Origin of the sequence: Acinetobacter sp. CWB-G5, assembly GCF_019209785.1 — a bacterium.
Lineage (GTDB): Bacteria > Pseudomonadota > Gammaproteobacteria > Pseudomonadales > Moraxellaceae > Acinetobacter > Acinetobacter johnsonii.
Map to the genome: position 1 here is coordinate 1 of NZ_JAHUTF010000009.1, position 23,947 is coordinate 23,947.

The following is a 23,947-nucleotide window of genomic DNA, read 5'->3' on the forward strand; positions in this document are numbered from 1 at the left end:
CAACTGGTTTTGTTAATTATTTTCAAACTCATTCAAGACCTCCAGATTCTACCGCTTGGGCTAAATCCTTGTTTCTCAACAAGTTTTAATCAACATCACCGCCGATGGATGTGCATTCTACAGTATTTCTAATCCCTTGCAACACCTTTTTCTATTATTTTATTCCAAGCGCATATTTTTTGGTCAAAAATGTGATTTTTGTCGATTATTAAAGCAATTTTAACCATCACTGTTTATTTTTCGTTAAAATAAGCTCACTTTCGCTGCCAAGCAAAATGAATAATGACAGCTTTTAAATACAATATTTATTTAACCCTCTTGTCCTGTTTAATGATTTCTCAGGCACAGGCACAACCACAACTAAATCTCCCCGCAACCACATTGACGATTTTGAGCTATGTACGTTGGAATACTCCCAATCCCATTTCTTTATGCATTTTAAATAATAACCAATTATCCAATCAATTCATTCAAGTCAATCAGCAACTCAAGAGTGCGTATCAAATTCAAGCGGTCAGTTTGTCTGAATTGAATAAGGTTATGTGCAATGCTGTTTTTTTCTCAACCTACACGCCACGTGAAGAGCAAAATATTATAAATAGCTTAAAAGATGCTCCTCTGACTTTCAGCTCCAACAATACTGAATGCGAATTAGGTAGCGCATTTTGCTTATATCAAAACAAAACGCAAACTTCATTTAAGGTAAACTTGGCCAGCCTGTCCCAGTCACAAGCGCGTGTTGACCCACGTGTTTTATTATTAGCAAAATCTACGGAGCCTTAAGTCAATGTTTCGTAAAAGCTCTAATACTTCCCTACAAAAAATTTTTAGTCAGTCTCAATTGCTGATTTTTGCTCTTACTCTTGGAATTTGTAGTTTAATTTTCGTGGTAATTTCCATCTACACCATGAATACCTACGCCAAGCAAAGCCTTAATATTTTTAGCGCAACCTTAAGTGAGCAAATTCAACCTGCTGTCATTTTCAATGATCCTATTACACTACAGCAAACACTGAACAATCATATTCAGCAATATCCAATTCGTGCTATTCAAGTCATCAACCTACAAGGGAAACCACTGGCCGAAGCACACAAACCTACACCTGAGTTTGCATGGATGGAAAATCTGTTTGATAAGGTCTTCTTTAAACACCCCGTGACACGCACCATCAAACATCAAAATAACCAGTATGGGACATTGATCATTTACGGTAGTGCCACTCAACTCATGAGCTTTTTCTTTCAGCTCTTGATTTGTCTCTCCGCTGGGATTTTTGTCATCCTGCTGATTATGTTATGGTTGGTACATTCAACATATCAAAAACTGATGCACTCGATTCAACCCATGGTCAATACTGTTGAAAGCCTTAATCTAGATACTCAATATCAAGCACGTCTTCCGTCATCCCCCATTTATGAATTTCGCGTCATCAGTGGGGCATTTAATAATTTATTAGATAAAGTGCAGCGTACCAATGAAAAACTACAAAGCGAAAACTCTCAGTTATCACATCAAGCGTTGCATGATCAGTTAACCGAACTCCCGAATCGTCATTATTTTTACAATATTTTGTTCAATCAATTTGAGCACCCCGAGAAAAACCAGACCGCTCTCTTTTTTATTGACAATAATAACTTTAAAAACATTAATGATGTGTATGGGCACTTAGCAGGTGATGCCGTACTCAAAGAAATGGCTCAACGCTTAAAAAAGAATGTCAGAAGCCACGATGTGGTTGCTCGTTTAGGTGGTGATGAGTTTGCAATTCTGCTTCGTAATATCAAACACTATGATCATTTAGAACTAATTTGCGAGCATTTAATCGAATGCAGTAAAGCCCCGTTATCTTTTGATCAACATCAGATTCATTTTAGTTTCAGTATTGGCGTTGCTTTCTCAAAATGTGCAACAACGCCTGAAGATTTGATTGCTGAAGCAGACAATGCCATGTATAAAGCCAAAAACTTAGCTCAAGGGTGGTACATCACACCTTGCCTAAATCCGGATCAGGAACCCTCATGTTAAAACATCTTTGTAAATTTATGCTCATCGCAGGTCTTATCACTGCTTTATCTGGTTGCCTGAGTTTAGGGCATCTCAACTATAAACAAGCACGTATGCTGAAAAAACAAGGCTTCACCTTGACTGAAGAAGGCTGGACACTGAGACTGCCTGAAAAATTATTGTTTGGTTTTGACCAATCTGATATTCAAGCCACTCAAAAACCTGCACTCGAAGCACTTTCTAAACAGTTGCAGCAGTATAATTTGAATAAAATTAAAGTGGTTGGACATACAGATAATATTGGTGACCCAAGCTACAACCAAACACTTTCGGAGAAACGCGCATCAACAGTTAGCCAGATTTTTATCGAAACAGGGTTTAAAACTCAAAATATTCAGAGCATGGGTCGCGGTGCATCACAACCTCTGGTAGAAAATAGCAGCGAGGAAAATCGAGCGCTGAATCGTCGCGTGAATATTATTATTATTCCATAAATATTTCTGTTTTATGTTTTATCTTGAGCCTTCGACATGAAGGCTTTTTTATCTATTGCACTAAATTGCAGGCATAAAAAAACCGCTTAACGCGGTATCTTTATCTCGACCATTTTAATAAATGGTCGGAGCAGTAGGATTCGAACCTACGACCCCCTGGTCCCAAACCAGGTGCACTACCAGGCTGTGCTATGCTCCGATTTCAACTTTTTAAAGTTGGGGTGAATGACGGGATTCGAACCCGCGACAACTGGAATCACAATCCAGGGCTCTACCAACTGAGCTACATCCACCATAACGTGTCGGTTCTTAATACCAAGCTACCTAATGGCGCGCCTGACAGGATTCGAACCTGTGACCATCCGCTTAGAAGGCGGATGCTCTATCCAACTGAGCTACAGGCGCATGACCAATAATACGAGGTATTATGGATAACCTTGCCTTGAAGAATTGGTCGGAGCAGTAGGATTCGAACCTACGACCCCCTGGTCCCAAACCAGGTGCACTACCAGGCTGTGCTATGCTCCGATTCATCTCAGCTTTTGTATCGAACATCTCGTTCGGTACGGTGTGCATTCTAGGCGTGACGCTTGATAACGTCAACACCTATATTTAAAAAAAATAAAAAAATCACCTCAAATGTATATTAATCAAGCGTTTCAGGCATTTTTTATACAAATTTTAACGTTTTAGCGATGCACTGAAATCTAACATGCGATCTAAAGGTAATTTTGCACGCTCAGCAAGTGCAGGATCTACGAATATTTCCTGATCGCCGCGCTGTAATACCTCTAAAATACCATCCAGCTCATTCATTGCCATCCATGGACAATGTGCACAAGAACGACAGGTTGCTCCCTCTCCGGCTGTTGGTGCTTCAACCAAAATTTTGTTGGGCACTGCTTGTTGCATTTTGTAGAAAATACCCCGATCGGTTGCCACAATCAGTCGTTCATTGGGTAAGGTTTGCGCAGCTTTAATCAGTTGTGAAGTACTTCCAACGGCATCAGCAACATCTACCACCGACTCAGGTGACTCAGGATGTACCAGCACCGCAGCATCAGGATAAAGCGCCTTCATTTTCGCAATGCCACGTGCACGGAATTCTTCATGCACAATACATGCACCATCCCAAAGCAACATGTCTGCGCCCGTTTTCTTTTGGATATAACGGCCTAAATGCTGATCAGGCGCCCAAATAATCTTTTCACCTAAACTGTCTAGATGCTCAATAATTTCAACCGCACAACTTGAAGTCACCACCCAATCGGCACGGGCTTTAACGGCTGCTGAAGTGTTGGCATAGACCACTACTGTATGGTCTGGATGGGCATCACAAAACTGACTGAATTCTTCAACAGGACAACCCAAATCTAAAGAACATGTAGCCTCTAAAGTGGGCATCAGAATAGTTTTATTCGGTGATAAAATTTTTGAGGTTTCCCCCATAAATTTAACACCCGCCACCACCAAGGTCGATGCTGGATGATCACGACCAAAACGGGCCATTTCCAATGAATCGGATACACAGCCACCACTTAACTCAGCCAATTCCTGCACTTCAGGATCGCAATAGTAGTGCGCTACCAATACCGCATCGCGCTTTTTCAACTCTTCCAAGATTAAAGCAAATTTTTCTTGCTTCACTTCTTCACTGAGCTTTGAGTCTTTGGTTTCACCCAAACGGTCCAAATGCGCCTGCACAATTGATTTTGCGTCATTGGCAATTAAATTGGTCGCATTGTTCATCATTCATTCATCCCTTCATGCTTGTCGGCAAGCAAGTCCCGCACTTAATTTATTGGCCAAATGGCTTCTCGGCTTTTGACCAATCATTCAAAAGTCCTTATGGTAAAAAAAGCCTCCAAAGGAGGCTTTTTTTACACTTGTTAAGATTAAGAGCGATAATCCGCATTAATCTTTACATAGTCATAAGATAAGTCACAGGTATACACTGTGTCTTTCGCTGCCCCGCGTCCTAGATCTACACGAATGGTCATTTCAGCTTGTGACATTACACGAGCACCTTCCGCTTCCGTGTAATCGGCAGCTGCACCACCATCCTTACAGATTTGCACATCATCTAACCAAACTTGGATTTTTTCAACATCTAAATTTTTAACCCCAGCATAACCAATCGCAGCCAAGATACGTCCCCAGTTCGGATCTGACGCAAAAATCGCAGTTTTAACCAAAGGTGAATGCGCAATACTATAAGCAATATCGCAGCATTCTTGCGTGTCATGACCACCTTCAACAGCAACCGTAATAAACTTAGTTGCACCTTCACCATCACGCACAATTAGTTGTGCAAGACGCTTCATCATACGCGTGAGTACATCTAGTACTACGGTATAGCGTGCATCTTGGGTTGAGCTAATTTCAACACCACCCGCTTGACCCGTAGCCGCAAAGATACAGGAGTCATTGGTTGAAGTATCACCGTCAATGGTAATTCGGTTGAACGAAACATTAACCGTTTCGTTCAACAGTTGCTGAACCAACTCGCGGCTGATAGGTGCATCGGTTGCAACATAGCCCAACATCGTTGCCATGTTGGGACGAATCATGCCTGCACCCTTAGAAATACCCGTCATGGTATACATGATGCCATCCAATTCAAATTGCTCAGATGCGCCTTTCGGTGTGGTGTCTGTGGTCATAATCCCGGTAGCAGCAGCACTCCAAGCATCAGCACTCAAACTATTTAATGCAGGCTGTAATCCATTTAACAAACGCTCCAACGGCAATTGTTCACCAATCACCCCTGTTGAAAACGGTAACACTTCCGTTGCTTGCACACCAGCAAGCTCAGCCAATTTTGCACAAGTACGTTCAGCATTCAGCATGCCTGTCTTGCCTGTACCAGCATTGGCATTGCCAGTGTTGATAATAAGGTAGCGCGGATTCGCCACTTGTAAGTGCGCTTTTGACACATGCACGGGCGCTGCACAGAACGCATTTTGAGTGAAAACACCCGCAACATTCGTTCCTTCAGCAAATTCGAAAATGACAAGATCACGTCGGTTCTGATAGCGCACATAAGCTTCAGCCGTTCCGATTCTCACCCCTTTCACCACGTGCATTTGTGGCATTGATACGTCACCTACTGGCATTTTAAACGTCCAATTCATTTGTTAGAAAAAACACAGCTTATTAGAATTTTCAGAAAAAATCGAGCAGAAGACTTTGTTTGCTTTAACTTTTCAATGCACACTCATTTTTGACATAAAAAAACCAATCCGAAGATTGGTTTTTATACAGCAGCATTTGATTAATTTGAAGCAAGCTGTGCTGAGCTAGACAAAAGCGCTTGTTTAGCATTTTCTTGACTTACAGGAGAAAGTGCTGGGTTTGAAGCCACAATACGATTCACCGTTGCTGCATTTACAGGAGCAATAGCAGCCGTTTGCAGAACCACTGGGCGTTGATTTGGGTTGGCAAAGGTATAACGAATACCTGTACGCGGACTTTGTACCGTAATATTGCCATTGGCTTGTGCCGCAGGTGCTGTGGTTACACCGCGTGCTTGTTGAACTTTAGCTGCGGTAGTGGTATCTGCAAATGCAAAAGTTGGAAGCGCTAAAGCTACAATCATGATTGGTTTTAATACTTTTTTCATTGTCTTTCCACTTTAGAGGTTTAGATGATGAGCAACTAAATAGCATTTAATGCCTAACACTGCAAATGCTATTCACATTATGCAACGCTTTAGCTGTAATCAGAATCGTATTTGGATTGATCTTAATGTCAATTTTTCAGCCATGCCAATAAAAAGCAGAACCGAAGTTCTGCTTTTTCACTCGTTCACAGTTTAGATTTTACCGTGACACTGTTTGTATTTTAGGCCTGAGCCACATGGGCAAGGCGCGTTACGACTCGCAGGTGCAGCAAACTCTTCTACTGGCTCATACTGTGCATCTACTTCTGCGAAGTGGCTTTGATCATCGGCCAATAAACCATCAAAGTCTGCATGCGACAAGTTCAATTGCATCGCTTCAGCTTGAGCTTGCTTTTGAGCTTCCATTTCAGCCAGCTCTTCAGCCGTTGGCACATGTACGCGAGATAAATCAGTCACAACGTCCGATTTGATAATCGCCAACATATTTACAAATAAGTTATATGCTTCTTTTTTGTATTCTTGCTCAGGATTTTTCTGTGCGTAACCACGCAAGTGAATGCCTTGACGTAAATAATCCATCGCTGCCAAGTGATCTTTCCAGTGGCGATCCAACGAGTTCAACATGAAGTGACGCTCCAGCATAACTGCTGTTTCATCCCCCATTTGCTCACGGCGGCTACGGTAGCGCTGTAGCACTTCATCAGTAATACGCTCAACCAAAGATTCTTCATCTAAACGACGGTCATCTTCCAACCATTGGTTGATTGGCAAATCAATCCCGAGGTCTTCACGTAACGCTTTTTCAAGCCCATCAATATCCCATTGGTCATGAATTGACTCAGGTGGGATATAGTTAGAAATCACGCCTTTCATCACATCACGTTGCATCTCTTCGATATAATCTTGCAATGTGCTTTCAGCCAAAACTTCATCACGTTGCGAGTAAATAATTTTACGCTGTTCGTTGTTGACGTCATCGTATTTCAATAAGTTCTTACGAATATCGAAATTACGTGCTTCAACTTTACGCTGCGCATTTTCAATCGAACGTGACACCATTTTATGCTCAATGGCTTCGTCTTCTTGTAAGCCCATCGCGCGCATCATGCCCACAACACGATCACCCGCAAAGATACGCATTAAGTCATCTTCAAGTGACAAGTAGAAACGTGACACACCAGGGTCACCCTGACGACCTGCACGACCACGAAGCTGGTTATCAATACGACGTGATTCGTGACGCTCAGAACCAATGATGTGTAAGCCACCCGAACTCAATACCATTTCATGGTTTTGTTCCCATTCGGCTTTTAAGCGCGCTTCATCTTCAGGGGTTGGGTTTTCAATTTTTGCCAGTAAAGCTTTCCAGTTACCACCGAGCAGAATGTCTGTACCACGACCTGCCATGTTGGTTGCAATAGTTACTGCACGCGGTGCACCCGCTTGCGCAATAATATCTGCTTCACGTTCGTGTTGTTTTGCGTTCAACACTTCATGCTGAATGCCTGCTTCTTTCAATTTATCCGAGAGAATCTCAGAGGCCTCAATTGTTGCTGTACCAATCAAAATTGGGGCTACACCAGACTCATGCACGCGTTGAATTTCTTGAATAATCGCATTGTATTTACCATTACGATTTAAATAGATTAAATCGTTTTGGTCGAGACGAACCATTGGACGGTGCGTCGGAATGATGACTACATCTAGACCATAAATTTCTTTCATTTCCGCAGCTTCAGTATCGGCAGTACCGGTCATACCCGAAAGCTTTTTGTATAGGCGGAAATAGTTCTGGAAGGTTGTAGTTGCAAGCGTTTGGTTTTCAGGCTGGATTTCTAAGCCTTCTTTTGCTTCAACTGCTTGGTGTAAACCTTCTGACCAGCGACGACCTGGCATGGTACGTCCTGTGTTTTCATCGACAATGATCACTTCACCATCATTGATAATGTAATGTACATTGCGTTGATACAAGTAATGCGCACGAATGGCAGCAGTAACATGATGAACTAGATTTAGGTTGGTCGATGAATACAGGCTTTCACCTTCAGCCAACAAGCCCATTTCAATTAGTTCATTTTCAACCGTTTCAAAACCAATTTCTGTCATTTCAACAGAACGTTGTTTTTCATCGATCCAGAAATGACCGCCATCCGCGACTTTTTCTTCTTTCTGCGCATGCAGTTTGGGTGGAATGCTGTTGATTGCAGCATACAACTGTGAAGAGTCATCACTTTGACCTGAAATAATCAAAGGCGTACGCGCTTCATCAATTAAGATCGAATCGACTTCATCGATGATGGCATAGATCAAACCACGTTGTTTTTTCTCAGCAAGCGAGAACACCATGTTGTCACGTAGATAGTCAAAGCCAAATTCGTTGTTGGTACCGTAGGTAATATCGGCACGATAGGCTTCAGCTTTCTCTGTTGGATCTTGCATGGAATAGATAATCCCGATGCTTAAACCCAAGAATTCAAAGAGCGGACGGTTTAACTCAGCATCACGCTGTGCCAAGTAGTCATTCACGGTAATGACATGAACACCTTGAGCACTAATCGCGTTTAAATAACACGCCAAAGTACCCATCAGGGTTTTACCTTCACCTGTACGCATCTCCGCAATTTTACCTTCGTGTAAGGTAATACCACCGATCAACTGTACATCGTAATGACGCATGCCCATTACACGCTTAGCTGCTTCACGGCAGACGGCAAATGCTTCCGGGAGTAATTTATCGAGGCTTTCGCCCTTGTTATATCGTTGTTTAAATTCTTCAGTTTTTGCAGATAAGTCTGCATCGCCAAGAGCGGATATCGTCGGCTCGAGCGCATTAATCTTGTCTACGATTTTACGCATGCGTTTGAGTTCGCGCTCATTTTTGGTACCGAAGATTCCTCCGATCAGACTTGCCAACATGAATAGACTCTCTAAATCTTGCTTGTCAAATGAATATGTTTTCTTAGTCGTTATTATGGTGCTAGAAATTTGAAGTACAAGGGCTTTACACAAAACCATTTAAAAAATCTATTCATTGTTTCTAGCCCGTCGAATCTAAGGCAAACTAATGTAACAAATTTTAAACAGCCGACATAGAGATTTCATCCGAACTCATCAGGATTCAACAGTCTTTTTTAAAGTAGCGACTTTAATTGTTTGCAGTTGTTCAAGGTTTTGCTTTCAAGTGCATGATTTTGCCGCAGCGAGGCTTTCACCCCGTTGTTGGACTGATTTGGATTCATGCTCTGTAAGAAACCCAAGAGTTGTTCATCATTGACTCGCATTGCGGTAAGAATTGGAACAAGCTGTACGCAGGTAATATTATAGACATTACTCGCATTCGTATTCTGACCTTGAGCTAACTCTTGTTCGAGAGCCTGAGACAGTGCCACTTTCCGCTGTGTAAGGCTTTTTTGAGACGCTAGATATTGATCTGTAATTTGTTGTGGCGTTTGACGAGCAGTACTCACTTGGGCTTGTTTCAATTGCCCACCATTCTGCGCATGGGTTACTTCCAGTCCCCATAACACTAAAGTCAGGGCGATACCTATTTTTTTCATTGTTCTAATACTCAAGTTTTTTATACTTTGTGAAATTGCTTTAAAAAACAATTATAAATCAATAATGAAAAGAATTATATCCAATCATAAACCGATCGAATGCGCAATCAATTCTATAGAGCGATACACTTCACAGAAGCAGAAAAAATCTCGTCTAAACACCGTTACCAAATATGCAAATAAGCGGCCTCTAGAGCAACAATGAGGTCATCTTTGGCATCCCCAAATACAGAACACCTATCCGACCAATTATGAATATTTTGTATAAACAAATAATAAAACACTATTTTTCATGCAAAAGAAATTGCGCCATAGTGATGTTCATTCCATAGACATAAAGATAATTTGAGGTTCAACATGAGTTTACGTTTAGGCGACATCGCACCCAACTTTCAACAGGCTTCGAGCGAAGGCGAAATCGATTTTTATCAATTTTTAGGCGATAGCTGGGGAGTACTGTTTTCACATCCTGCTGACTACACGCCAGTATGTACCACCGAGCTTGGCTTTACCGCAAAACTCAAAGATGAATTTGAAAAACGTGGGGTAAAAGCCATTGCCCTCTCGGTCGATGATGTCGAATCACATCAGGGTTGGATTAAAGACATCAATGCAACCCAAAACACCACGGTGAACTTCCCGATCATTGCCGACCAAGACCGTAAAGTGTCTGAGTTATATGGTTTTATCCATCCCAATGCCAGTGAAACATTAACGGTTCGCTCTTTAGTGATTATCGACCCAAACAAAAAAGTCCGTTTGATTATTACCTACCCTGCATCAACTGGTCGTAATTTCCATGAAATCTTACGCGTGATTGACTCACTGCAACTGACCGATCACCACAAAGTTGCAACTCCTGCGAACTGGCAACAAGGCGAAGATGTGGTGATTGTGCCATCACTCAAAGATGAAGCTGAAATCGCACAGCGCTTTCCGAAAGGTTATAAAGCAGTCACCCCGTATTTACGCCTGACTCCACAGCCTGAGCAAGGATAAAATATTCTGCTGTGGCAGCAGACAAGTGAAGCCCGAAGTTTTGACCGAGCAGCTCCATTGAAAACAAAAATGGGGTACCGAACTTCAAGCAATCAAAAGAGGAAACTAACCCATAAAAATACGCTCTGAGTCACCTTGTATGATCGTTTCAAACTCCAATGACGAGCCGAGTTTGAATTTTTGAAAGCCTGTCAATCGACAGGCTTTTTTCCGCTTAAAGCAGGCATACATGACTCTTTAACAAAATCAAACTGTTAAAACTCAAATCTTCCGCTATAACAGTCAAAACAATACGATAAAAATGACTTTATGATTTATAACATTCACCATTTACATTGTGGCACCATGTGTCCAGTGTGTGCCCCACTCTTTGGTCAAAAAGGTTTTCAAGCTAAGGTCGTGTGCCATTGTCTTTTGGTTGAAACAGATCAAGGGCTGGTGCTGATTGATACGGGCTTAGGCATACAGGACTATCTACACACCAAGCAGCGTTTGGGGCAGTTGGTGGCTCGAATTGGAAAAATTGAACAAAACTTAGAATTAACCGCCATTGCACAAATCCAAAAACTTGGCTTTAGCCCGAAAGATGTCAAACACATTTTGGTTTCACATCTGGATTTTGACCATGCGGGGGGTATTTCCGACTTTCCCAATGCAACAGTACATATCCTGTCTAACGAATATAATGCGGCACAAAACCTGAAATCATTTAAAAATAAAGCCCGTTATAAAACACAACAATTTCAGCAGCATCGCCATTGGCACTTTATTGAGCCGATTCACGGTGACGCATGGTTTAATTTGACTCAAGTGCAAGGCTTTGACTTATTTCATAATGAGATTCTTTTGATTCCACTGTTTGGGCATACTGAAGGTCACTGTGGCATTGCCATTAAAACCCAACAGGGTTGGAAACTCTTCTGCGGAGATGCCTACTACTCCCACCAAGAACTCAATCCCCAAAACAAACTTCGCAGCTTAAATGCCTTGGAAGTATTTTTTGCCGAAGATAATGCACAACGTTTAAACAACCTGCATAAAATTCAACAATTGGCACAGTCGGAACCACGTATCGAAATCTTTTGCGCGCATGATCCGGTTGAACTTTCACACCATCAGAGCCTGATCCTATGACCAAATATCTTGTTATGCTTTCTCTGTGTATCAGTGTTTCTGGCTGTATGACTACGCCTGCGCTGCCCGAGACAGAGCGTCCACAACACTGGGGACAGTCTATCCAACCTGCGCATAATTTCTATCAAATCAGTGAAACTGTTTTTCGTAGTGAGCAACCCGATCAAGATTTAGTTCAGAGTTTAAAGGCACAAGAAATTGATGTGATTATTAATTTACGCTCACGCAATCAAGACCTGAAAAAACTGTCCAACCAAGGGTTTAAACTGGTGCATATCCCGATTCATACATGGGCGATTGACCGAGACGATTTGTTAAAGGTGATGCAACAAATTAAACATGCGGAGCAAAACCAGCAAAAAGTTTTACTGCATTGCTACCATGGCTCAGACCGTACAGGCGCCAGTGTGGCTATGTATCGCATTATTTTTCAAAACTGGTCTACCACTGATGCCTTGGCTGAGATGAAACATGGGGGTTATGGTTTTCATCCGATTTGGCAAAATATCGAACCGTTATTTAGCCCTGCAAATATAAAATGGATTCAACAGCAACTGTTGAATCCATCATAGTGAAGGCAAATGGGTTAACCCAATTTTAGCGTTTGTCGAGTGGAACCCAGTCAATCACCCATGCGGACTTCATACCGAGGCTCGCATCTGAAGTGATCTTTTTGCGGGCTGCATCGGCAGTATCACGGTCTTTAGATGGCCCCACCATAATCCGTACGCCTTTAGAGGTTGGACTTTTAGTGACCTTATAGCCCTTGGCACGAAGTTTCGCCGCCAGTGCATCCGCATTGGCTTCATTGGCAGCCAATGCCACCTGTACCATCCATTGCTTATCGCCATGTTCAAGCAAATCACGCGCTTTTTCTGCTTCTGCCTTTTTCTTGGCTTCATCAGCTTTACGCTTTTCATCTGCCTTACGTTTGTCTTCCGCTTTTTTCTCAGCATCTGCTTTACGTTCGGCTTCTTTTTTCGCTTCAGCTTTACGCTCGTCTTCTGCTTTACGTTTAGCCTCTGCTTCTCGCTTAGCTTTATCTTCAAGTGCTTGCTTTTCTGCTAAGGCTTTTTGCTCAGCCAGTTTTTTTGCAGCCGCTGCTTTTTCAGCTTCAGTACGCGCTTGCAGCTTTTGCTGTTCCAACTTCTTTACTTCAGCCGCTTTGTCCGCAGCAATTCGCTGTTGCTTGGCTTTTTCATCTTCAACCAATTCTGGTGGAATGTTGTCCGAGCTTTGTTGTGCAGCATTACGGTGCGCATTCAATGCAGCATATTCTTCTGCTGCTTTACGTGCAGCATCTGCTTCGGCTTGCTGTTGCATTGCTAAAAATTCGGCCGCACGAGCTTCTTGTTCAGCAACCGATTTTTCACGTGCTACACGTTGTTGTTCCAGTAAACGCTTTTCTGTTTCGACATCAACCGTTAACGGCTGAAGTTGAACCAACTCACCTTCGGCATTGCGTTGCACATTTTGTGTGACTAGCTCTGGTGTTTTAATATTATTTTGATGTATTTCTTCTTTGCCTTTAAGCAGTAATGCCGCCAAAAGGACACCACCACCTAATAAAACAACGCCACCCATCCAACGTTGTTTGCTATTCATTGACATTCTTCCAAATACTCCCATACCGCTTCTAAGGTATGAAATGAACCACATACCAAAATCAGCTGATTATTCTTTGTTTCGTCGAGCGCTGATTTAAAAGCCAATTTCACACTGTCAAAGTGCTGCACATGTTGCCCTTGCAGCGCTTGATCCAATTGTTCAATTGGAGCTGCACGCGGGACAGTTAATGCCGCAATTTTCCACATTTGTATGGAATCTTTCAATAACTCTGTGACAGATTTCACATCTTTATCTGCCAACATCGAGAAAACACTGACTACTTCAGTGTACTGTTTATTGTATTTTAGGAAATTTCGCAATTGATTTAATAAAAAAGCAACACCATGCGGGTTATGCCCTGCATCAAAAATTACCGTTTTGTTCTGTATTTGGCGAATTTCAAAACGACCTTGCAGTTTTGCGTTTTGAATTCCTTCAGAAATAGCTGTTTGAGTAACCGTTAAACCACTCAATAAAACAGTAGCAACGGCTGTTGAAATATTTTCAACCGCCAATGTGCCGAGAGGTAAATTTAAAGTGGTGCCGCTGGATGCAAACATCCATGACTGACCATGCTCACTGCGTTGATAAAAATAGTCACGATTCACTGCATAAAGTTTTGCAGCACAAGCATCTGCTTTATCGATAATCGCTTGAGGGATGTGCTGTAAGCCGCCAAACACCACAGGAATATTGGGCCGGATGATGCCTGCCTTTTCAAAGGCAATCTTTTCAATGGTATCGCCCAGCCAGTCAGTATGGTCTAAACCAATATTGGTGATCACCGCAACATCGGGTTCTATCACGTTGACCACATCTAAGCGACCACCCAGACCGACTTCAAGCACCCAAACATCACATGCTTGGTCTTTAAAAATGACAAAAGCCGCGAGTGTGGTCGCCTCAAAGAACGAGAGGCTTAAATCACAATCACGGCGCGCTTGATCCACTTGTACAAAAGCATCGACCAAGCTTTGGTTATCGACCTCTACACCACGTAATTTAACCCGCTCATTAAAACGGTAAATATGTGGTGACTGATACAGTCCCACCTTATAGCCTTGCGCATTTAAAATGGCAGCCAGTGTGGTGGTGGTCGAACCTTTTCCGTTGGTTCCCGCTACAGTTAAAACTTTGGCATCGGGACGCGTTACACCGAGCTTTTCAGCTACTGGAATGACCCGTTCCAATCCTAAATCAATCCCCGTAACGTGAACATGGCCCCAATAATCGAGCCATGTTTCTAAAGAGTCTGTTGCAAGTGGTGCTGTGTTCAAGACAAATTCATCAGTTTCGCGACAATACGATAAACTGTATCACGTAATGCGTGACGGTGAACAATTTGATCGATTACACCATGATCAAGCAAGTATTCCGCACGCTGGAACGGCTCTTCTAGCTTTTCACGCACAGTTTGTTCAATCACGCGTTTACCTGCAAAACCAATCATCGCTTTCGGCTCTGCAATATGTACATCACCAAGCATCGCTAAAGATGCCGTTACACCACCATAGACAGGATGGGTCAACACCACCAAATATGGCAGACCCGCGTCTTTCATTTTTTGGATGGCCGCTGAAGTACGCGCCATTTGCATCAAAGACAACATGCCTTCTTGCATACGTGCACCGCCTGAAGCAGCAAAGCAAATCAGAGGTTGCTTGTCCGCAATGGCTTTTTCAGCCGCTTGCACAAAACGGTCACCAACAACCGTACCCATTGAACCGCCCATGAAGTCAAATTCAAAGGCGCAGGCAACCAAAGGAATACCTTTGAGTAAACCTTGCATCACGACCAAGGCTTCAGTTTCACCTGTTTTGGTCTGTGCTTCACTCATACGCGCTGGATATGGCTTTGAGTCGACAAATTTCAACGGATCTTTGGCTTTAAATTCTTGTCCCAATTCTGTTTGCACTTGGTCAAAGAACCAATTCAAACGATCACGGGCTTTCATACGCAAATGTTCATCACACTGAGGGCAAACATACGCGTTAAATGACATTGCAGTACGTGTAACAAGTGCATGACACTCAGGGCATTCAATCGTTGGTTCTGTAAACGTCGCCTTGAGTGAGGTTTGCTCATCAGGTACTTGAATACCGGGTACACCACGTTCAGTCCATGGCGTCGATGGGCTTAGGATTTTCCCTGATTTAACATCTTGACTCATACTAACTCATCGAGCGCTGCTCGAAGCTCCTTGACTTTATTAACCGTTTCAACCACGGCTTGTTCTGGTGCTAAGCTTGCAAATTGCTTAACAAAAGCACTACCAACAATCACAGCATCAGCCACTCCGCCCATTGCTTTGGCAGATGTCGCATCACTGATCCCAAAACCAACACCGACAGGAATATCTGTTTCTGCTTTAATTTTTGCAATTCGGTTTGCAGCTTCAGCAACGTCTAAAGTTGCTGCACCTGTGACCCCTTTTAAAGACACGTAATAGATGAAACCACTCGCCTGTTTCACCACATGTTTAATGCGTTCGTCCGTTGAGGTTGGCGCTAGTAAAAAGATTTGATCCATATCAAATTGCTTCAATACAACATCAAGCTCTGCTGCTTCTTCTGGCGGTAGGTCCACCAGTAGAATGCCATCGACACCACATGCATGCGCAGTCGATACAAACTTTTCATAACCAATCACTTCAACTGGATTCAGATAACCCATCAATACGACTGGGGTCTCTTGATCCTTTTGACGGAACTCTTTGACCATATTCAAAGCATCTAAGGTATTGGTACCACCTGCCAATGCGCGTTCTGCTGCAAGGGCAATCACAGGACCATCTGCCATAGGGTCTGAAAATGGAAGACCGAGTTCAATCACATCTACACCCGCCTCGACCATCTGATGTAACAAAGGAACTGTTACCTGTGGATGAGGGTCACCAGCCATAACATAAGAAACCAAAGCTTTACGCTGTTGAGATTTAAGCTGTCCAAAACGAGTGGCTAAACGTGACATAGGGTTGTGCTTTCCTTAACTTGTTTAAAATTAAAACTACTGAGGAGTTGGCTTTGTAAAAATACAAGACGCTGCATTGTAACGCTATTTTTTACTCATTGAATAGAGCACATCGCGTTCGCGTTCCAATTCATTTTTCGTCAAATATTTTCAGAACAACCGTAAAGCACCATTTACTGATATTTCGGTTTTTTTCTCAATGATCAAAGATGCCTAATTTTAGGAAATACCAAAATGTCTAAGTTTTAGATAAACTTATTTTTATTTGCAAAAAAATGATAAAAATAGGCGGCTTAGCTTTTACATTTAAAGTTTTATGAAATAGCAAAACCTGCATTATACTACGCACATTCTTTCATTTCCCTATCTCCTATGACCACCGATAACTCAGGTTTAGTGCAAGCACGTGCGCTTGCGCTGTTACCGCTTATTGTTTTTTTAGCCATTTTCTTAGGCAGTGGTATTTACCATTCTGTGATTGGAACCGAGTTTGCGTTCTATCAAATGAAAGCGCCTGTTGCGGCCATTCCTGCCATTATTTTGGCGGTGTTGATTTACCGCGGTGAGTTAAATCAAGGCATCGAAACCTTTCTGCGCGGTGCAAGTCACCCGAACCTCATCTTAATGTTTATGGTGTTCATGCTGGCAGGTGCATTTGCCAGTACCACCAACGCCATTGGTAGTGTAGATGCCACAGTACAAATGGGCTTGTCTGCGATTCCACCCGCCTTTGTGTTACCGATGCTATTTATTATTTCAGCGTTCATTGCAACAGCAATGGGCACCTCGATGGGCACCATTGCGGCCTGCGCCCCCATTGCCTTTGGCTTCTCTCAAGCCACTGATATTGCCGCAGTCTATGCCATAGGTGCGGTCGTGGGCGGTGCGATGTTTGGTGACAATCTTTCAATGATTTCGGATACCACCATTGCAGCCACCACCAGTCAAAACGTTCAGCTTCGAGACAAGTTTCGCGTCAATGTCTGGATTGCAGTACCAGCGGCTTTAATCACGATCGCTATTTATGTCTTTAGTATCCATCAAACCGAAACCATTCAATCCAAAGAATTTAATCCTTGGCTAGTGTTGCCCTATGTCGTGGTATTTTTCCTCGCCTTCAGTCGTTTACACGTGCTTGCGGTACTTACAGTCGGTGTGGTGCTCTCTGGAGTGATGGGACTGATTGCACAGCCAGAATTTACGGTCATTCAACTCAACACAGCCATCTACGATGGTTTTGTCGGTATGTTTGAAGTCGCTTTACTGTCGATGTTCTTGGGCGGTCTTTCGACCATTATGCAAAAAGAAGGTGGTCTCGACTGGCTTATTCAACACATTTACAGCCTAACCCGTTTATTTAAAGTTGGTCGTGAGCGCGCAGGGGAAATCGGATTGAGCTTTTTGGTGGTGTTTTCCAACATTTTTGTGGCCAACAACACTGTAGCGATTATTTTATCGGGCGATATGGCACGTGAAGTCGCGAAAGAATATGGCGTAGACCCAAAACGTGCAGCAGCTTTGCTCGACATCTTTTCATGTGTTGTACAAGGGCTTATTCCCTATGGTGCACAGCTTCTATTGGCCTGCTCAATTGCAAAGCTTTCACCAGTTGAACTCATCGGCAGCATTTACTACTGTTGGATACTAGCAATCTTTGCCATCCTTGCGATTGTATTCCGTTTTCCACGACTGAAATCAGTCTGATCATTTCATACATTTCAGCGCCTCTCCAAAGGCGCTTTTTTTATACCAGCTGTTATTTCAGTTGTCGTTTCAACTGTAATAAGGTCTGTCCACTGTGCTGTTTATAAGCACGCGCTAAAGCAGACTGTCCCGAATAGCCGAGTTGTAAAGCAATTTCAGTTAAACTCAAACCTTGTTGTAAGAGATATTCACATCGTTTCATACGCTCTGACTCAAGTACTCGCTTAAATGAACTATCCCAGTCTTGCAACTGGCGTTGTAAGGTACGCGTTGACAGGTGTAATTCATTGGCAATCTGTTCAATTTTAGGAGCTTCCGCATGTGCTTTAAGATAATCGGCCACGGCGCTATGAATCTGTTGTAATACGCTTTCATAACGAGGCTTGAGTGCGATTGCAACTTCTGCTTGTTTCAGTAAAAGCTGCGTTAAAGAAGGATCAGCAAAGCCCGATTTTAAAGTCAAACTGTCCGCACTCATCACATACGCATAGCAGGCTTGATTAAAGCTCACTTCACAGCCATAAAATTTTTGATAATGATACTGTGCCATCTGGGCTGGATGCGCCATTTGGATTTTTAAGAATTGTAATTGATCGGGGAAAATTTTCTTGGCCAAATACACAATGGATGCCATGGTCATTTCATTCAGTGAAGCATATTTATCATTGAGAAAAGGCCAAGTCAGCCAAATTTCATTGCCCCTTTGCTGCATCTGCATGGGACTAACTTCTGCACCATCAATCACCAAACGACTAAAACGCATCACATAACTCAGTGCTTCAGCCACGCTATTACTGCGTGTGGCCATATAGCCCAAAACACCAAAATGCTCAGGTTGAATAAATTTTGCCATCTCCATAATCAACTGAGGGCAATCCAGCTGCTCTCGCGTCAGTTGTAAAATCGTTTGAAAGAATGAAAATGGCGATTGGGTATCGATTGGCAGTTGTAATACATGCTCCAGTTCATACTGATATTGCTCTAAAAAACCGAGTTGATGAAAATCAATTCCTTGCTCTAAGAGGTACATGTTCCAGAGCTGAAAATAACCATTGGGGATTTGTAATTCTTGCATGACGGCCCACCCGCTATTTGACATGCGATATTTTCACATTGGCGTAAAATGTATAAAAAATGGCAATATCTGTCAAAACAAACTGCATTTTCTCCGACATACTGCAATCATCCAAGGCAAATGAAGTAAAACAAAATGAATGCCATTGTTAAAGCCCCTATTGAACCAATTGTGCGAACTCAACTCAATTTTAAGCTTGATGAAGTGCCCCGTTTTTGGTTTGGCGGCGACCCATTTCGGACGCGTATGTTTGATGCACTCAGCCTCACTTTCCCCGATGGAGAACGCTATTTTATTCAAAGCGTGCGTTTGTTTCGGGACCAAATTACAGACCCAAGCTTAGCTGCTCGTGTCACCGATTTTATTAAGCAGGAAGCACAGCATGGCATTGCCCATGACAAAATGAATCAAGTCATGCGAGAACAAGGCATGCCTGTCGATCAGTTTATTCAGCGTTTAAATAAAATTTTTAAATTTGAGCTGAGTAAACGCTCACCTCAGTACAACATTGCCATGACGGCTGCAGCAGAACATTTAACTGCACTGATGGCCGAAACTTTTTATAGCCATAAAGCCACGTTGGCTGAGGCCCACCCCTATGTGCGTGCTTTATTTGCATGGCATGCCATTGAAGAAATGGAACACCGTGATGTCGCGTTTGATGTGATGAAACAAGTCGGACATGTGCCTGAAGCGACGCGTCTATTTGCATTGGCCTTTACCACGGTGATGATGTTTGGTTTCACCACTTATCGTGCAGATGTCATGCTCAAGCATGATGGCTTTAACCGTATTCAGCGCTTGCAAATGATGCGTAAAGGGCTGCCTTGGTTCTTTGGTAAAAAAGGGATACTGTCCCGCATGCGTGGTCAATATCTCGATTGGTTTAAGAAAAACTTTCATCCCAATCAACATCCTGTGATTGCACAGTACGATGTTTGGATCGAGACCCTCGCAGAAAGTCATGACCCGATTTTAGCAGGTGAAGCTTTTTGGCAAGCAGGGAAATAATTCAGTAAGCGCAACAAATATACACTTTGGATGAGTTTAGGTATCATACGCCCATCTTAAAACATGGGCATATGAAGTTGAATTTGTATGTCCGATTACATCCGAAGTTAAAAATGTCGTTTAAATTCAAACTCCGCGTTCTTGGTTATCTGATCATGGTCAATGCAGTGATCTCGATGCTCATTGCTTGCAGATATTTCCTGTATTTATCTGAGTTTCCAACAGATTTATTGGGATTCAGTTTCTTATTTACTGGAACATTCTCGCACATGACTGTGCTTGCTTCATTGATTGGCTTGATCTTGATTCCGAGCTTATTTCTACCCAATACGCTACGTCATATTACGCAAGCAAGTATTGCTAGCTTGGCACTCATTGCACTGATCATAGATACCTTTGTTTATGCACAGTACCGTTTCCATATCAATACCGTCATGCTGGAACTGGTGATGTCAGGTCAGGTTGTGAGTTTCTCAATCTCAACATGGCTGATGGTCATTGCTGCGATTGCCTGTATTTTTGCAGCACAATTTTACTTCATTCGATTCTTAGAGAAAAAATTACCCACTTTTTCATGGAGCATTGGTAAAAAGTTTACAGGCTTAGTGTTTGTCGCTTTACTTTTAAGTAATGGTATTCACGTTTGGGCTGCAGCACATGTGTATCAACCTGTGACCATGACACAACGCTATTTACCGATGTTTTATCCGATGACCTCGAATAAAACCATGAAAAAGTACGGCTGGATTGATGAAGAAGCCTTAGAAAAACAAAAGGCTATGTCTTTAGAGCGTAAAAGTGACCTGAATTATCCGCTGACGCCGATTGTTGGAGAAGCTCCAAAGCAACCCACCAATATTATGTTTATCGTGATTGATTCTTGGCGTGCAGATACATTTAATGCAGACAACTCACCAAACTTGTGGAGTTATGCGCAGAACGGAAAGATTTTTAATCAACACTATTCAACAGGAAATGCCACACGCACAGGTATTTTCGGAATGTTCTATGGTATTCCTGGTACTTACTGGCATGGCATGATTGTGAACCGCCAAAGTCCGGTATTTATTGACCGTTTGCAAGCACTGAATTATCAACTCGGTTTATTTGCTGCTGCCAAATTAACCAACCCTGAATTCCACGAAACCGCGTTTTCAAAAGTGCCAAATTTACGTATTGGTTCTTCTGGCAAAGTGGCGGGGGGTATAGATGAGGAATTAACGCAAGATTGGTTAAAGTGGTATGAAAAAAGAGATCGAAACAAACCGACCTTTTCATTTTTATTTTACGACTCCCCACACGGATACAGCTTCCCTAAAGACTATCCACACCAGTACAAACCTATGTTGGATGAAGTTAATTATCTCAAGTTAAGTAATGATTCTGATCGTTCATTAATGATGAATCGTTATAAAACCAGTGTGCACTACGTCGACAGCATTGTGAAACAGGTTTTAGATAAACTAAAAGAAACGGGTGATGCAGAAAACACATTGGTCATCATTACTGGCGACCACGGACAAGAGGTGAATGATAATCTTCAAAACTTCTGGGGACATAATGGTAACTTTACCGACCCTCAAGTCAAAGTTCCCTTTGCAATCATTGGTCCGAAGATTCAAGCTGATAAACTATGGAATAACCAAGTTTTAACTAGCCATCAAGATATTATTCCAACCCTCATGAAGAACTATTTGGGTGTGACCACAAAAATTCACGACTATTCAGTGGGTGAAGATTTGTTGGGACCACAAATTCAACGTGATTGGATTTTAACCTCAAGCTATAGTAAATATGGCATTGTTACCCCTAAAAACATCTTAGAAGTGGGGGCTGTTGGGCAGTTCGAAATCTTAGATAAAAAGAATCAGCCAATGTCAGATCAAGAGCCAAACTATGCTCATGTTCAAGCAGCATTGGAGCAAATTAGTCGTTTTAATAAATAAAGGCAAAAGAAAAACCGGCATGATGCCGGTTTTTTATCACAGGTCTTTCACCACTTTGCATAGTGCTGTTCGAGCAATCCATATTCATTTAGCAAGACAATCTCTTGATCACCCTGCTGAATCGTACCGCTAATTTTGGCTTGCCATTGACTAAACTGACTGCCCACGAGACGCAAATTTAGATTTTCAAAACGGCGCCACCCCGTGGTCACTGTTAAATTTAAGCGTTTATCTAGCGAGCGAATGCTCCAACGCCCTTCTTCTTCCATTTGGAACAGAACATCACTCACGGTATAGAGCTTTCCATTCACCCACAGACAGTTTTCATTACCAAAACTTTCATTCACACCAGAGGCTAAGTTCAGACCAATACGCTTACCCTGTGCATCCCAAAAACTACACGAAAGCCAAAACCATGCCGTTTCCGGTCGGAGGAAACCACAAGTATCATCTAGCGCGGCCAAGGTTCGCTCATTAAACTGAATGATCTGCCCCGCTTTATTGGTAAAAAAACCCTCACACGCTAAGGTGGTCAATTTTTGAGTATAAGTCCAACCATTAATCCCTGTTGGACTACACATACTCAATGGATCAGTGCCTGCGCAGAAAATACGGGCGCTCAGCTTAATTTCACCATACTTGGTGACTTGAACATAGCGCACACCATTGGCATGCTGAATTTCAATTTGAAACGGTGAATTTGCAAACACACTCTGGTTATACAAAGGCTGTTCATCTAAAACGGTTTTACGCGCCAGAAAATTCACGGCGTTCCATTCAAGTACTTCATTTTTGAGATGATCGTAAATATAAACGAAACCATGCCCAGCCCAAGCAATATCAGCAATCGCTAAGCCAATGGTGTAATGCTCATGTTGAATGCTACAAAACTTAAATTTCTTATATTTCAGCTTTTTCCGCCATCCCGTAAGTACTTCACCATATGGGGTTTTATACTGATACTTATTTAAATCAATGGTTTTTGGAAGTTCGCTAAACCGACCATAATGTGGTTGTCCGTTGGACTGAATCAAATCCATTGATGCTTTATCCTTAAGCAAAAGTTAATTAATATCCCTAAGCCTATTATGCCTATAATTTTAAAGGTGAAAAGTCTTTAGTTTGTTTTTTCATCAAATTGTTCGCTAAACCTACTCTCTTTCATTTGAAGACACCACTTAAAAATTAAGAATGATCCAACCTTAATTTAACATCAGATATGTATTTTCCCAGATGTTTGCATCAAACTCAGCTTCAACCAAAACCACATAACGCCCATATACACAATCAATCGCAATACAGTCATCAACGTCTAAAACACGGTCAGTATGTTGCTTTTGCCATTTTTGATCAAAATATTGTTTGCCAAGTTGTTTAGCTTCCGCGGCATGCGGAGCAACGACGAGTACATAACGATGTAACTCCCCAAATTCACGTGCGTCATAACCACCTAAATTGATGAGCCACAGTTTTGCATCTGTGACTTGAGACTGGGCATCACTAAACTGTATTTGGTATTTTTTCCCTCGACATTCAATACCATTCACTTGCGTCCAAGCATCAATATGTAAGCCTTTTTGTTCACCAAACCATGCATTTTTAAGTTGTGGGTAACTGTCTTCTAAACTGTCAGCGACTGCAAATACCACATCATGGACTTCGGTATTGGCGCGGGCATGGCGACCACCGAGCATAACCATAAATAAGTTGGGCATTCTATTTCCTTTTTTTGACACATTTTTACAGCTAACATGAGATTCACGGAAACGTCATTCGCAATTGTTCGAGGTAAACCACACTTCGATAGAAATGTTTTTGCAAC

Annotated in this window: 21 protein-coding genes and 4 tRNA genes; 9 read left to right on the top strand and 16 right to left on the bottom strand. The window is 42.3% G+C overall.

Annotated features, from left to right (window positions below; translation table 11 throughout):
• Positions 1 to 282: 282 nt before the first annotated feature.
• The 3 genes from KVY11_RS13030 to KVY11_RS13040 are packed head-to-tail and all read left to right on the top strand — an operon-like array spanning position 283 to position 2,499.
• Positions 283 to 783, top strand: a complete 501-nt coding sequence (locus tag KVY11_RS13030) for a YfiR family protein (protein WP_218289197.1) — start codon at positions 283 to 285, stop codon at positions 781 to 783.
• A 4-nt stretch (positions 784 to 787) separates the two neighbouring features.
• A complete protein-coding gene (locus tag KVY11_RS13035; RefSeq protein WP_218289198.1) occupies positions 788 to 2,026 on the top strand; it encodes a sensor domain-containing diguanylate cyclase in 1,239 nt (412 codons plus the stop codon).
• Positions 2,020 to 2,499 (top strand): OmpA family protein, encoded by a 480-nt coding sequence (locus KVY11_RS13040; RefSeq protein ID WP_168159424.1) that lies wholly within the window; start codon positions 2,020 to 2,022, stop codon positions 2,497 to 2,499. Before KVY11_RS13035 ends, KVY11_RS13040 begins: the two co-directional genes overlap by 7 nt.
• 122 nt (positions 2,500 to 2,621) lie before the next feature.
• Here the strand turns inward: KVY11_RS13040 and KVY11_RS13045 are convergent.
• The 9 genes from KVY11_RS13045 to KVY11_RS13085 all read right to left on the bottom strand — a co-directional run bounded on the left by KVY11_RS13045 (position 2,622) and on the right by KVY11_RS13085 (position 9,678).
• A tRNA-Pro gene (locus tag KVY11_RS13045) sits at positions 2,622 to 2,698 on the bottom strand.
• Between the two features lie 18 nt (positions 2,699 to 2,716).
• Positions 2,717 to 2,792: transfer RNA gene (locus KVY11_RS13050), tRNA-His, on the bottom strand.
• Between the two features lie 35 nt (positions 2,793 to 2,827).
• Positions 2,828 to 2,904 (bottom strand) — tRNA-Arg (locus tag KVY11_RS13055).
• A gap of 46 nt (positions 2,905 to 2,950) precedes the next feature.
• Positions 2,951 to 3,027: transfer RNA gene (locus KVY11_RS13060), tRNA-Pro, on the bottom strand.
• A gap of 153 nt (positions 3,028 to 3,180) precedes the next feature.
• Positions 3,181 to 4,248, bottom strand: a complete 1,068-nt coding sequence (nadA, locus tag KVY11_RS13065; protein ID WP_168159492.1) for a quinolinate synthase NadA — start codon at positions 4,246 to 4,248, stop codon at positions 3,181 to 3,183.
• Positions 4,249 to 4,394: 146 nt separating this feature from the next.
• The gene (argJ, locus tag KVY11_RS13070; RefSeq protein ID WP_218289199.1) at positions 4,395 to 5,615 is read right to left on the bottom strand and encodes a bifunctional glutamate N-acetyltransferase/amino-acid acetyltransferase ArgJ; all 1,221 of its coding nucleotides are present in this window, start codon (positions 5,613 to 5,615) and stop codon (positions 4,395 to 4,397) included.
• Between the two features lie 158 nt (positions 5,616 to 5,773).
• The gene (locus KVY11_RS13075; protein WP_218289200.1) at positions 5,774 to 6,121 is read right to left on the bottom strand and encodes a hypothetical protein; all 348 of its coding nucleotides are present in this window, start codon (positions 6,119 to 6,121) and stop codon (positions 5,774 to 5,776) included.
• A 192-nt stretch (positions 6,122 to 6,313) separates the two neighbouring features.
• Positions 6,314 to 9,037 carry a preprotein translocase subunit SecA gene (secA, locus tag KVY11_RS13080; protein ID WP_218289201.1) on the bottom strand — a complete coding sequence of 908 codons (2,724 nt, stop codon included), beginning with the start codon at positions 9,035 to 9,037 and terminating at the stop codon, positions 6,314 to 6,316.
• Between the two features lie 215 nt (positions 9,038 to 9,252).
• A complete protein-coding gene (locus KVY11_RS13085; protein ID WP_218289202.1) occupies positions 9,253 to 9,678 on the bottom strand; it encodes a hypothetical protein in 426 nt (141 codons plus the stop codon).
• Positions 9,679 to 10,035: 357 nt separating this feature from the next.
• Here KVY11_RS13085 and KVY11_RS13090 point away from each other — a divergent pair, with 357 nt between their 5' ends.
• From KVY11_RS13090 to KVY11_RS13100, 3 genes are all read left to right on the top strand, one after another.
• Positions 10,036 to 10,677 (top strand): peroxiredoxin, encoded by a 642-nt coding sequence (locus tag KVY11_RS13090; RefSeq protein ID WP_178928712.1) that lies wholly within the window; start codon positions 10,036 to 10,038, stop codon positions 10,675 to 10,677.
• A gap of 309 nt (positions 10,678 to 10,986) precedes the next feature.
• A complete protein-coding gene (locus KVY11_RS13095) occupies positions 10,987 to 11,811 on the top strand; it encodes an MBL fold metallo-hydrolase (protein WP_218289203.1) in 825 nt (274 codons plus the stop codon).
• Complete coding sequence (locus KVY11_RS13100) at positions 11,808 to 12,383, top strand: dual specificity protein phosphatase family protein (RefSeq protein ID WP_159153223.1); 576 nt, start codon at positions 11,808 to 11,810, stop codon at positions 12,381 to 12,383. The genes KVY11_RS13095 and KVY11_RS13100 overlap by 4 nt, the downstream gene beginning before the upstream one ends.
• Positions 12,384 to 12,408: 25 nt before the next feature.
• On the opposite strand, the gene KVY11_RS13105 is transcribed toward KVY11_RS13100, so the two are convergent.
• From KVY11_RS13105 to trpA, 4 genes are read right to left on the bottom strand one after another with little or no spacing between them, the layout of a single operon-like run.
• Entirely contained in the window at positions 12,409 to 13,422 is a 1,014-nt protein-coding gene (locus tag KVY11_RS13105; RefSeq protein ID WP_371315993.1) for an SPOR domain-containing protein, read from the bottom strand.
• Positions 13,413 to 14,696: a bifunctional tetrahydrofolate synthase/dihydrofolate synthase gene (gene folC / locus KVY11_RS13110; RefSeq protein WP_218289204.1), complete on the bottom strand. Its 1,284-nt coding sequence runs from the start codon at positions 14,694 to 14,696 to the stop codon at positions 13,413 to 13,415. The genes KVY11_RS13105 and folC overlap by 10 nt, the downstream gene beginning before the upstream one ends.
• Positions 14,693 to 15,589, bottom strand: coding sequence for an acetyl-CoA carboxylase, carboxyltransferase subunit beta (accD, locus tag KVY11_RS13115; RefSeq protein ID WP_004697788.1), 897 nt, complete (start codon positions 15,587 to 15,589; stop codon positions 14,693 to 14,695). Before accD ends, folC begins: the two co-directional genes overlap by 4 nt.
• Complete coding sequence (gene trpA, locus KVY11_RS13120; RefSeq protein ID WP_004983629.1) at positions 15,586 to 16,389, bottom strand: tryptophan synthase subunit alpha; 804 nt, start codon at positions 16,387 to 16,389, stop codon at positions 15,586 to 15,588. The genes accD and trpA overlap by 4 nt, the downstream gene beginning before the upstream one ends.
• A 372-nt stretch (positions 16,390 to 16,761) precedes the next feature.
• On the opposite strand from trpA, the gene KVY11_RS13125 reads away from it, so the two are divergent.
• The gene (locus KVY11_RS13125; protein ID WP_218289205.1) at positions 16,762 to 18,093 is read left to right on the top strand and encodes a Na+/H+ antiporter NhaC family protein; all 1,332 of its coding nucleotides are present in this window, start codon (positions 16,762 to 16,764) and stop codon (positions 18,091 to 18,093) included.
• Positions 18,094 to 18,145: 52 nt separating this feature from the next.
• Here KVY11_RS13125 and KVY11_RS13130 read toward each other — a convergent pair whose 3' ends face one another.
• On the bottom strand, positions 18,146 to 19,168 hold the full coding sequence (locus KVY11_RS13130; RefSeq protein ID WP_218289206.1) for an AraC family transcriptional regulator: 1,023 nt from the start codon (positions 19,166 to 19,168) through the stop codon (positions 18,146 to 18,148).
• A gap of 135 nt (positions 19,169 to 19,303) precedes the next feature.
• Between KVY11_RS13130 and KVY11_RS13135 the strand changes: the two genes are divergently transcribed.
• Both KVY11_RS13135 and KVY11_RS13140 read left to right on the top strand, forming a co-directional pair.
• Positions 19,304 to 20,179, top strand: a complete 876-nt coding sequence (locus KVY11_RS13135; protein WP_218289207.1) for a metal-dependent hydrolase — start codon at positions 19,304 to 19,306, stop codon at positions 20,177 to 20,179.
• 113 nt (positions 20,180 to 20,292) lie between these two features.
• Complete coding sequence (locus tag KVY11_RS13140) at positions 20,293 to 22,125, top strand: DUF3413 domain-containing protein (RefSeq protein WP_256350774.1); 1,833 nt, start codon at positions 20,293 to 20,295, stop codon at positions 22,123 to 22,125.
• Between the two features lie 47 nt (positions 22,126 to 22,172).
• Here KVY11_RS13140 and KVY11_RS13145 read toward each other — a convergent pair whose 3' ends face one another.
• Both KVY11_RS13145 and KVY11_RS13150 read right to left on the bottom strand, forming a co-directional pair.
• Positions 22,173 to 23,165: a DUF2804 domain-containing protein gene (locus KVY11_RS13145; protein ID WP_218289209.1), complete on the bottom strand. Its 993-nt coding sequence runs from the start codon at positions 23,163 to 23,165 to the stop codon at positions 22,173 to 22,175.
• A gap of 162 nt (positions 23,166 to 23,327) precedes the next feature.
• Positions 23,328 to 23,840, bottom strand: a complete 513-nt coding sequence (locus KVY11_RS13150) for a DUF1543 domain-containing protein (RefSeq protein WP_218289210.1) — start codon at positions 23,838 to 23,840, stop codon at positions 23,328 to 23,330.
• Between the last annotated feature and the right edge of the window lie 107 nt (positions 23,841 to 23,947).